This window comes from Neisseria sicca VK64 (genome assembly GCF_000260655.1).
Classification (GTDB): Bacteria; Pseudomonadota; Gammaproteobacteria; order Burkholderiales; family Neisseriaceae; genus Neisseria; species Neisseria sicca_B.
This window is the reverse complement of record NZ_AJMT01000203.1, coordinates 1-8,503: the sequence shown is the minus strand read 5'-3', so window position 1 is coordinate 8,503 and position 8,503 is coordinate 1. Positions and strand designations below refer to the sequence as shown.

Below are 8,503 nucleotides of genomic sequence, written 5' to 3'. Positions count from 1 at the left end.
TGTAGAAAATCGTCGCGTTGTTTACACAACAGGTTGAGAAAAATAAGCCTGCAAGACCTCAAACGGCGTATCGCCGTTCAAACTGCGGTGTGGCTTCACAGTGTTATAAAAATTAACAAAGCGGCACAACTCCTTTTGCCGATGTTCCGGACTGTCAAACGACTGTTTCTCATGCCACATCTCCATCAGGGTACGGATAACCCGCTCCGCCTTACCGTTGGTCTGCGGACGGGCAACCCGGGTAAACTTTTGACCAATCCCGTTCTCGTAACAGGCTACACCGAAAGCATGGTTGGCCGAGCCTTTGTATTCCGTACCGTTGTCGGAGTAAACGCACTCAATCAGGTATGGGCAGGGATCAATCAGGTGTTCGGTCAGAAACTTGGCGGCGCTGTCTGCGGTTTTGTCCGGCAAAATGGCGGCGTATAGCTCCCTTGAGAAATCGTCGATGGCGACAAACAGGTAATCCCGCTTATCGGTGGCTTTCTGCCCTTTGAGCAGCGGCAGCCGTTTGGTGTCGAGATGCACCAGCTCTCCGGGGTAGGATTTATTGTAGCGTTTGGCCTGCTTTTTGAGTTTTTCCTGAATACTGCGTTCTACCTTGACCAGGCGTTTCATTCCGTACTTTGCCTGTTTGAAACGGTTGTTGGTACTGGTTTGCGGTTTGAGCAGCTTGGCCCTTGCGGCTTTAAGGGCGCGGTAAATGGTGACGCGGCTGACTTGGTAGCGGCGTGCCAGGGAGGTGACGCTTTCCTTCCCCTGCGTGTAGGCCAGCCAAATGGCTTGTCGGTGGTGCGGGGTGAGGCGGGTGTTTTTGTGCATGTTCATGTTTCAGTATTCTCCTGGAAATACTGTAAACAACGCTACTGATTTCTACACATAACCACATCGGCATCGCGCATTTCTTCGACCGCCGCGTCAAACATCGGTACTTGTTCGCCGAAAAACACGATATGCGGGCGCATCGGATTGCCTTGGCTATCGCGCACATCGTCGGTCTGTTCGCCGGTAAATTCGATGATTTCGTCTTCATCGACGGTGCTGCGCAGTTTGTTCAGCTCGCCGTGCAGGTGCAATACTTTGCTGCTGCCCGCCTTCTCGTGCAGCGCGTCCACATTCTGCGTGATGATGTGCACATCGTAATATTGCGCCAGCTTGACCAACGCCAAATGTGCGGCGTTCGGCTCGGCGGCGTTCGCCTGAAGCCTGCGCTGGTTATAAAAATCAATCACAAGCTTAGGATTGCGCGCCAAGGCTTCGGGCGTGCAGACATCTGTAACCCTATGCCCTTCCCACAAACCGCCCGCATCGCGGAAAGTCAGCAACCCGCTGTCGGCGCTGATTCCCGCGCCGGTCAGGACAACGCATTTTTTCATATCGTTATCCCGCCTTATTGCCGGTAAGTCTGCAAGAAGCGCTCGAGTTTGCCCATGGCTTCTTCGATTTGGTGGGTGTACGGCAGGGTAACAATGCGGAAGTGGTCGGGGCGTATCCAGTTGAACCCCGTTCCTTGGACGAACAAGACTTTTTCGCGCACGAGCAGGTCGTAGATGAATTTCATGTCGTCATGGATGCCGTACATTTCGGTGTCGATTTTGGGGAACATATAAAGCGCCCCCATCGGTTTGACGCAGGATATGCCGGGAATTTGGTTCACCATTTCCCACGCTTTGTTGCGCTGCTCCAGCAGGCGGCCGCCGGGCAGGATGAATTCGTTGATGCTTTGATAGCCGCCCAAAGCGGTTTGGATGGCGTGTTGCATGGGCGTGTTGGCGCATAGGCGCATGGACGAGAGCATATCGAGGCCTTCGATATAGCCTTTGGCATGTTCTTTCGGACCGTTGAGCACCATCCAGCCTTGGCGAAATCCGGCAACGCGGTAGGCTTTGGAGAGGCCGTTGAAGGTGATGGTCAGTAGGTCGGGCGCGAGTGCGGCGATGTGGTGGTGTACCGCTCCGTCGTAGAGGATTTTGTCGTAGATTTCGTCGGCGAAGATGATCAGACCGTGTTTGCGCGCCAACTCGACGATTTCGAGCAGGATTTCTTTGCTGTACACCGCGCCGGTAGGATTGTTGGGATTGATGACGACGATGGCTTTGGTTTTCGGTGTGATTTTGGCTTCCATATCGGCAAGGTTGGGAAACCAGTCGTTTTCTTCGTCACACAGATAATGGCGCACCGTACCGCCCGCCAAAGTGGCGGCAGCCGTCCACAACGGATAATCGGGTGCGGGAATCAGGATTTCGTCGCCGTCATTCAAAAGCGCCTGCATGGACATGGTAATCAGCTCGGACACGCCGTTGCCGATGTAAACGTCGTTGACCGAAATGTCGCGCAGACCTTTGGTTTGATAGTAATGAACGATGGCCTTGCGGGCGGAATACAGCCCTTTGGAATCGCAATAGCCCTGCGCGGTCGGTAGGTTGCGGATCACGTCCACCAAAATTTCATCGGGCGCTTCAAAACCGAACGGCGCAGGGTTGCCGATATTGAGCTTGAGGATTTTATGGCCTTCTTCTTCGAGTTGCAGGGCCTTTTTGTGTACCGGGCCGCGGATGTCGTAGCAAACATGGTCCAGCTTGGACGATTTGGGAAATTTCTCCATGATGTGTGTTCCGTAAAATTGTTAACAATGGGGGTAAATGTACTCCGTTTGCAGACGGAAAGAAAGGGGCAAATGCGGGATTTTTGGCTGCCGCTTCAAGAATCAAGCGTCAAAAACAAATAAGGTCGTCTGAAAACCCTTTTTCGGGATTTTCAGACGACCTTTCCGTGTTGCAAGATGCTTAACCGGGCAAGCCGATTACGCGCCGTAAACGGGGTATTTGTCGCAAAGCGCGGTGATTTGTTTGCGGACGTTTGCCAGATTCGCTTCGTCTTCAGGGTTTGCCAAAACATCGGCAACGAGGTTGGCGAGGACTCGGGCATCGGCTTCGTTAAAGCCGCGCGTGGTCATGGCGGCGGAGCCGATGCGGATACCGGAGGTAACGAACGGTTTTTCCGGGTCGTTCGGAATGGCGTTTTTATTGACGGTGATGTTTGCTTTGCCCAATGCGGCTTCGGCGGCTTTGCCGGTGATTTTCATCGGTTGCAGGTCGACGAGGAAAACGTGGCTTTCGGTGCGGCCGGAAACGATGCGCAAGCCGCGTTTGACCAATTCTTCCGCCATGGCTGCAGCATTGGTTTTCACCTGTTTCGCGTATTGTTTGAACTCGGGTTGCAAGGCTTCTTTGAACGCAACGGCTTTGGCGGCGATGACGTGCATCAGCGGGCCGCCTTGCAGACTTGGGAAGATGGAAGAGTTCAACGCTTTTTCATGCGTGTTGTCGCGGCACAAAATCACGCCGCCGCGCGGGCCGCGCAGAGTTTTGTGGGTGGTGGTGGTCACGAAGTCGCAGAATGGGACGGGGTTGGGGTATTCGCCGCCAGCAATCAGACCCGCGTAGTGCGCCATATCGACGAAAAGGTAGGCACCGACTTTGTCGGCGATTTCGCGGAATTTCGCCCAGTCGATTTGCAGGGCGTAGGCAGATGCGCCGGCAACGATCATTTTGGGTTTGTGTTCGAGCGCGAGGCGTTCGACTTCGGCGTAATCGAGGACTTCGTTTTCATCCAAGCCGTAGGTAATGGCGTTGTAGAGTTTGCCGGAAATATTAACGCTGGCGCCGTGGGTCAGGTGGCCGCCGTGGGCGAGGCTCATGCCGAGGATGGTGTCGCCTGGCTTGAGGACGGAGGCGTACACGGCTTGATTGGCTTGGGAGCCGGAATGGGGTTGGACGTTGGCGTATTCCGCACCGAAGAGTTCTTTGACGCGGTCGATTGCCAGCTGTTCGACGATATCGACGTATTCGCAGCCGCCGTAGTAGCGTTTGCCGGGGTAGCCTTCGGCGTATTTGTTGGTCAATTGCGAACCTTGTGCCTCCATCACGGCGCAACTGACGTAGTTTTCGGAAGCAATCAGTTCGACGTGGTCTTGCTGGCGTTGGTCTTCTTGGGCGATGGCGGCTGCCAGCTCCGGATCATATTGGGCTAGGTTGACGCTTTTTGAAAACATCTTCTCGACTCCTTTGTCGGTTGGGAAACGGGGATTGATAAGTGTTGAACAATGTACCAAATCGGTTTGGATTGTCAACGATTTTATCTTTCAGACGACCCCTTTGCTGCTTGAGAGGTCGTCTGAAAAGTTTTATTTGAACAGATTGTCTTGTTTCAAATGAAAGTCGATTTTTTCGAGCAGGGCTTCAAGGTCGGTCTCGGCTTGGGCGGCGGCGAGGTTTTTGCCCAACTCCTCCAAAGCCAGCGCATCGAGCCTGCGGCGTTCGAGTTTGCGCGCTTCTTCGTTGAAGATTTTGATGTTGTCGGGCAGGACAAGCGGCGGCACGCTGCCGTCGGTCGTATAGAACGCTTCATCCGCAAACACAAACCCCGCCGGCAATGCGGGTGCGTTGTCGTAGTCGGCATCGTTGACCGGCATCCACTCGGAATGCTGTTCCAACAGGACGAATTGCCCGTTCATGCCGTAAATATGGGCAAAACGGGAAAGCTTGGGGCGTTTGGTGTTCATGCAAAGATTGTATGCCGATGATGCGGGAGCGTCTAGGGCGGAATTTTGTGTCGTCGCAGTAGGAAGGTCGTCTGAAAGTAGTATAATTACAAAATTGATAAATTTTTGAAGACAAATATAAAAAGGGAAACCCCAATGTCAGCAAACACAAACAAACAATGGTTAAGCGTCATCGCCCTGGCAGTCGGCGCATTCATTTTCAACACCACCGAATATATCCCGATTGCCCTATTGAGCGACATCGGCGCGACCTTCAATATGCCGCCAACCGAGGTTGGCATCATGATTACCGTGTATGCGTGGATTGTCGCGCTATTGTCGCTGCCACTGATGCTGGCAACGAAAAACATCGAACGCCGCAAGCTGCTGCTCGTCCTCTTCGCGTTCTTTACCCTCAGCCACATCGTTTCCTATTTCGCCCGAAGTTTCGAAATCCTGCTCATCAGCCGCATCGGCATCGCCCTGACGCACGCCGTGTTTTGGTCGATTACCGCCTCGCTGGCGGTACGTGTCGCGCCGCAGGGTAAAGGCAATCAGGCTTTGGGGCTACTCAGTACGGGGACGGTCATGGCGATGGTGGCGGGCATCCCGCTGGGGCGCGTTATCGGGCAACACTCAAGCTGGCAGTTCAGCTTTTTGCTTATCGGACTTTGCGCGGCAGCGGTCATGGGCATATTGGCGAAAAACCTGCCGCTGTTGCCCAGCGTGAACACAGGTTCGCTCAAAAGCCTGCCCGGATTGCTCAAGCGCAAAAACCTCATGCTGCTCTACGCGCTGACCGTCCTCCTGATTACCGCCCACTTTACGGCATACAGCTATATCGAACCCTTCGTCCTGCAAGCCGGCAGCTTCGCACCCGAACAAGTGACCATCGTCTTGAGCCTGTACGGGCTGGCGGGGTTTGCCGCGTCGTATTTGTTCGGTAAATGGTTTGCCAAACACCAGCGCATATTCCTGCTGACCTCGGTATCCGTCATCATGACTTCAACGCTCTGCCTACTGCCCCTTGCCGCCTACCCGATAGCCGTTTACGCGCTGGTGTTTGTCTGGGGTATCGCCATCGTCGTCTTGAGCCTCGGCATGGTATCCAAAGTATTGGACTTTGCCTCGGATGCAACCGATGTTGCCAACTCGATTTACTCAGGTCTCTACAACGTTGGTATCGGCGGCGGTGCGCTTTTGGGGCATTACGTTACCGTGTGGGCAGGCATTTCCAACATCGGATTTGTAGCCGCAATCTTGGCAGCGGCAGGATTGGGCGTGTGTCGGATGTTGGTTGAGATGCGGAAATAAGAGGGTTGTATAAAAAAAGGTCGTCTGAAAACGTTTCTTTTTTATTTAAATACATCGCTCCGCAGTCGGGACGCTCCGTCTGTCTAGGCGTGAGAATGAATTTCTAAGTTTGGAATAAAACAAACCGGATTCCTTTGATGGGAATCCGGTTTTTCTTTTCGATGATTGGATTTTCAGACGACCTTTGGGGTCGTCTGAAACCTTATCCATGCTCTTTACCTTCGTTTATTCAAAATATTATAGTGGATTAACTTTAAACCAGTACGGCGTTGCCTCGCCTTAGCTCAAAGAGAACGATTCTCTAAGGTGCTGAAGCACCAAGTGAATCGGTTCCGTACTGTCTTGTACTGTCTGCGGCTTCGTCGCCTTGTCCTGATTTAAAGTTAATCCACTATATAAAATAAGGTCGTCTGAAAACGTTGTTTTGTTTCAGACGACTTTTGATTTTAATCCGATAAATTTTACTTCCTGCGGGCTCCCTTTCCCCGAAAATAAACTGCAACCGTGCACAAGGCTGCGCCTGCGCTCAGGCAGCCGAACCAGCTTGTGCTGGCGGCGGCGGGATGGGGCGAAGCGAGTGCGGCGGCAAGGGCGGCGGCGAAGAGTGTTACGCCGGCGAGGCGCAGGCGGACGGGGTGTTGCACGGGGCGTCCGAGCATGGTTTTGGCGTGGGGCGTTTGCGAGAGCATGAGGCAGAAAAAGCCGCCGGAGCAGAGGGAAAACATCAGGAAATACAGCATGGTTATTGCGCCTTTTCGATGCGGCGGGCGATGAGGAAGAATATTGCCGCAAATGTCAGGAAACACAGTTCCACCGTCCAATAGAGCGTGTCCCCCGACCGAATTGACAGCCAGAGAGGCCGTCCGACATAAATATCCAAGAGCGGGATCAGGGCGCACAGTGCGGCGGCGGCGTAGAACAGGCCGCGCCATTTGATATACGCGGGGTAGGGGAAGAAGGCGGCAACCGCAGCGGCGGCCCAGACGGTAAAGAGGCTTTGCGCTTCCCAAATTTCACGCCCGTCCCAGTCTGCGGGCAGCAGGCGGTTGGTGCAGAAAAAGGCGGCGCAGGCGAGCGGGAAGCCGGCGAACACGGCGATGTTGATGCGTTCCGCCCACGCAATCCCGCGCAGGGGCGGCTGTTTGCGGTTGCGCCGCTTCATCGGCCACATTACCGCACCCGTCGCAATCATACCGCAACCCGCCATACCGCTGAAGAAATAAAGCCAGAGCGTCGGATAGTCGGCAAAGCCCGCCGTATGCAGGCTGTAGAGCGAAGAGTAGGCCTGTTCGAAGCCGCCGTAGGCATCTTTGCGATACACCTGCGCCCCGTCGCGCAAACGTACCGCCACCGACAAATCAGGGTTCGAGCCGATGCTTCTTTTGTCGAAATAATCCGCCGACAACACTGCTTCTTTGCGGTCGGGGTCGGTGATGGTCAAGTTGATTTCCGCGTCCGTCCCATTTGGGCGCAACTTTTGCACCGTCGGATACCAATCCGCCATCTTCCGCTGCTCTCCCGCGTTTTCAGACGACCTCGGCACATAGGCGGAGCGCGCCTCGAATTCTTCATCCGACAATTCCGCCGCCGTTTGGCTGTAGATCATCACCGTATGCGAAGTCAGCAAGAGGCCGCTGTAAACAATCATCACATGAAACGGCAGCGGCAGCACGCCCAGCAGGTTGTGCGCGTCCAGCCAGCTTCTGAGTTTTTTGCCTGCGCGGAAAGTGAAAAACTCCGCCAGAATCTTTTTATGCACAATCACGCCGCTGATTACCGCCGCCAGCGCGACCACCGCGGCCGCAGCCGTCAGCCAGTAACCGCCGTATTCCGCCGCCGCGAGGTTGCTGTGGATGGAAACCAGATAACCCGCCCCCGCCGTTTCGCGCGGTTTGGACTGCGGCGCGTCAGGATAAGGGCTGATGGTGGTATAGGACGCCTCTTCGGCCCCGCGTTCCGTCCAGCCCAAATCCAAGTACGGCGAACGTTCGGTCGGCAGAGAAACCGACCATTCTGCCGCATTCGGCGCATGGCGGCGCAGATAGTCCAGGGCGGTCGCCAGCGAAACCTGTTCGTCCGGCAGGCCGTCTGAAAACGGCAGCTCCGGCTGCATCCATACATCCAGTTCGGCACGGAAAAACGCAATGCTTCCCGCAAGGAATATTACGAACAAAACCCACGAACAGATCAGCCCCGTCCATGTGTGGATTTCTGCCATTACCTTGCGAAGCCCCGCCTCCTTAGCCATGCGGCAGCCCCCCTGCCGCCGAAAGCAGCAACACCGACAGCGACAGCACGCAAAACACCGTCCGCAGCCGCCGCGCCGCCAACGCCCACAGAAATACCAGCGGCAGCAGCGTGATGCCTAGGAGGGTGCCGCCGTAAACGGCATTGTTCGACCCGCCTGCATAAAGCGGAACCGTACCCGCCGCCAGCGCGGATACCCAGTAGCTTCCGGCCGAAGCCAGCACAATCCGCGCTGCGATGTGCAGCGGGCGTGGCAGGATGGGATTCATATGGTTTTCCTTGGGATATTTGTTACTTTTATTCGATTGGGTGTTTTTCAGACGACCTTTAGAAATGACAGGTTTCAGACAGCCTTTGCAGAGTACGGCAACCTCACGACCGTCATTCCCGTGAAAACGG

The 8,503-nt window shown here is 54.9% G+C and carries 8 protein-coding genes and 1 pseudogene; 1 reads left to right on the top strand and 8 read right to left on the bottom strand.

The genetic code is table 11. From position 1 onward, the window contains the following. Positions 1–21 precede the first annotated feature (21 nt). From HMPREF1051_RS12205 to HMPREF1051_RS12185, 5 genes and pseudogenes are all read right to left on the bottom strand, one after another. Positions 22–828, bottom strand: coding sequence for an IS481 family transposase (locus tag HMPREF1051_RS12205; RefSeq protein WP_003769184.1), 807 nt, complete (start codon positions 826–828; stop codon positions 22–24). 50 nt (positions 829–878) lie between these two features. Further along, positions 879–1,376, bottom strand: a pseudogene (locus HMPREF1051_RS12200) (SIR2 family NAD-dependent protein deacylase); the annotation flags it as partial. A gap of 14 nt (positions 1,377–1,390) precedes the next feature. Next, a complete protein-coding gene (locus tag HMPREF1051_RS12195; RefSeq protein WP_003769175.1) occupies positions 1,391–2,605 on the bottom strand; it encodes a pyridoxal phosphate-dependent aminotransferase in 1,215 nt (404 codons plus the stop codon). 198 nt (positions 2,606–2,803) lie between these two features. Continuing rightward, a complete protein-coding gene (gene glyA, locus HMPREF1051_RS12190) occupies positions 2,804–4,054 on the bottom strand; it encodes a serine hydroxymethyltransferase (protein WP_003769177.1) in 1,251 nt (416 codons plus the stop codon). Between the two features lie 132 nt (positions 4,055–4,186). After that, the gene (locus HMPREF1051_RS12185) at positions 4,187–4,564 is read right to left on the bottom strand and encodes a hypothetical protein (protein ID WP_003769186.1); all 378 of its coding nucleotides are present in this window, start codon (positions 4,562–4,564) and stop codon (positions 4,187–4,189) included. Between the two features lie 135 nt (positions 4,565–4,699). Here HMPREF1051_RS12185 and HMPREF1051_RS12180 point away from each other — a divergent pair, with 135 nt between their 5' ends. Next, the gene (locus tag HMPREF1051_RS12180) at positions 4,700–5,857 is read left to right on the top strand and encodes a sugar transporter (RefSeq protein ID WP_003769178.1); all 1,158 of its coding nucleotides are present in this window, start codon (positions 4,700–4,702) and stop codon (positions 5,855–5,857) included. Positions 5,858–6,318: 461 nt separating this feature from the next. Here HMPREF1051_RS12180 and HMPREF1051_RS12175 read toward each other — a convergent pair whose 3' ends face one another. From HMPREF1051_RS12175 to HMPREF1051_RS12165, 3 genes are all read right to left on the bottom strand, one after another. After that, entirely contained in the window at positions 6,319–6,597 is a 279-nt protein-coding gene (locus HMPREF1051_RS12175; RefSeq protein WP_003769185.1) for a DUF3325 family protein, read from the bottom strand. 2 nt (positions 6,598–6,599) lie between these two features. Beyond that, positions 6,600–8,075, bottom strand: coding sequence for a PepSY-associated TM helix domain-containing protein (locus tag HMPREF1051_RS12170; protein ID WP_003769180.1), 1,476 nt, complete (start codon positions 8,073–8,075; stop codon positions 6,600–6,602). 22 nt (positions 8,076–8,097) lie between these two features. Beyond that, positions 8,098–8,503 (bottom strand): hypothetical protein (locus tag HMPREF1051_RS12165; protein WP_003769181.1); only part of this gene is annotated, 406 nt, incomplete at its 5' end.